We start from the raw sequence: 1,858 nt of genomic DNA on the forward strand, positions 1-1,858 counted from the left end.
TACATCAAAACGGAATATCATCCTCATCATCAATCACGTTATTTTGCGGTTGATATGCGTTAGACTTCGCTTGATTATGCGCGTTTTGTGCAGGTTGACGAGGTTGTGTCTGTGGTTGTGCTTGTACTGGTGCTTGTGGCTTGGCAGGACTAACCGCGCTAATCCAGTTTCCTGTTTTGCCGTTAATCTCCCACACTTGAACCTTAGCTGCCATCGGCTTACCAATTAAAGCCGTCATTAAGTCGTGGTCTTCGGGCGCGTCGTTCAAACGCGCTAATTTACCACCGCAATTCGCATCAATCGCTGCAAGCATTTGCTTGGCTTTGTCGCCTTTTTTAGGGTCAAAGACGTGTAATTTTTGAAAAATAACGCGGTTAGCATAATCAGCAGGGCGCATAACACGCCATTTCAAATTGATATAATGTTCGCCGTCATACTCAGCCCACTTTGCTTCTTCAATTGCCGCGATTAACGCGGTATTGTTAGGAATTGGCTTAATATCACCGCCACCCATCTCGAAGCTGGTTGTGTTTTCTACGGCTGAGCCGTCTTGTTTTTGCCAAAATGACATGATGTATCTCCGATTGCACCATAGGCGCGTTGTTGTAAAAGTAAAATACAGGGTTAAAGGGTTAGGTTAAGACTTAAAAAACGGAATCAAATCAAGCAAAGGATTTTCACCTTTGTTTACTTCAATTTCATCGGGTAAAGAATAGCGGTTTTTAGCGTCAATATAACCTACAGTACCATCGCTGCTAGTAATCAAAACACGCTCGCCCGTGTTTGTTACGCGGCCATATTTTTGGGTTTGGCCTTTTTTGTTTTCTTCATTGCCCACCACGAAATCACGCGCTTTTAAGTAGCCCACCAAGTCGCTGCTACTAACATAAATGGCGCGTGACTTTTCGGGCATATCTAAAGAGTAAGCGACATACTCGCCACTGTCGGGGCGGTTTTTTAGCTTAATGATTCCAGTGTGGGCAAGGAATACGACTGTGATCCCTTTTTTGCGTAGGTGTTCGCACGCGCTGCGTAATTTAGCGTGTAAACCTGCTACCACTAAATAGCCCTTGTTATAGCCTCCTGCCGCTTCGCCAATGTTTGAAGCGCCTTTGTCGTCAAACTCAACCACTTCTTGCTCAAATAACAAATTAAGCGCGGTGATTGTGTCAAATACCACTGTCTTAAATGGGTGTACTTCGGTCATTAGCTCGCGCAATTGTGCGAATAACTCGTCAGATGTTTTGATATTGCGTTTAGCGTTTGGCTGCGGTAATTGTGGCAAAAAAGCTGGCTGCGCATCTTCCGCCCATGTTTCGAAAACAGAAGTGGCGTTTTCAGCTTGTACAAAAATAGGGTTTGGGAACATACCCGCCATTGTTGACTTGCCTGAACCTGCAAAACCAACAATCGTGATAACAGGTGCTTGAGGGGTAGCTTTTTTAATGCTTGCTAAAATAGACATTTTGTAACTCCGTTGGATTGTGTTTTCATCAAGTAAAGCCATTGGCTGCGCTTGATGAGCATAATCTAATACATTTTTGTTGGGCTGTCTATAAAAAATTATAGATAATCTACATTTTTATTGTTAAGATGCAAACATCATAAACAAGCATAGAGACTAAAAAAATGAGCAATACACGACTTTTAACTATTCCAGAAATTCGTGAGCGTTTACAAGATAGACGGTTAGAGATGGTGGCGGTTGCGACTGGCTTACATTACAACACTGTTTTGTACTTAAAAACTGGCAGTGCTACAGGTGCAAACATTTCGACAATCGAAAAACTCTCAGCTTATTTATTAAAAGATTGCGATTGTGAAAAGGACAATAACAATGATAAATGATATTTTTGAT

General features: G+C 42.2%; 3 protein-coding genes. 1 reads left to right on the top strand and 2 read right to left on the bottom strand.

The features are described 5' to 3' along the window. Positions 1–4: 4 nt before the first annotated feature. Entirely contained in the window at positions 5–571 is a 567-nt protein-coding gene (locus tag Q0212_RS03120) for a hypothetical protein (protein WP_297922076.1), read from the bottom strand. A gap of 66 nt (positions 572–637) precedes the next feature. After that, positions 638–1,465 (bottom strand): AAA family ATPase, encoded by an 828-nt coding sequence (locus Q0212_RS03125; protein ID WP_297922079.1) that lies wholly within the window; start codon positions 1,463–1,465, stop codon positions 638–640. 164 nt (positions 1,466–1,629) lie between these two features. Here Q0212_RS03125 and Q0212_RS03130 point away from each other — a divergent pair, with 164 nt between their 5' ends. After that, complete coding sequence (locus Q0212_RS03130) at positions 1,630–1,848, top strand: hypothetical protein (protein WP_297922082.1); 219 nt, start codon at positions 1,630–1,632, stop codon at positions 1,846–1,848. The last annotated feature ends 10 nt before the right edge of the window (positions 1,849–1,858 follow it).

The organism is uncultured Agitococcus sp., assembly GCF_937920075.1.
Classification (GTDB): Bacteria; Pseudomonadota; Gammaproteobacteria; order Pseudomonadales; family Moraxellaceae; genus Agitococcus.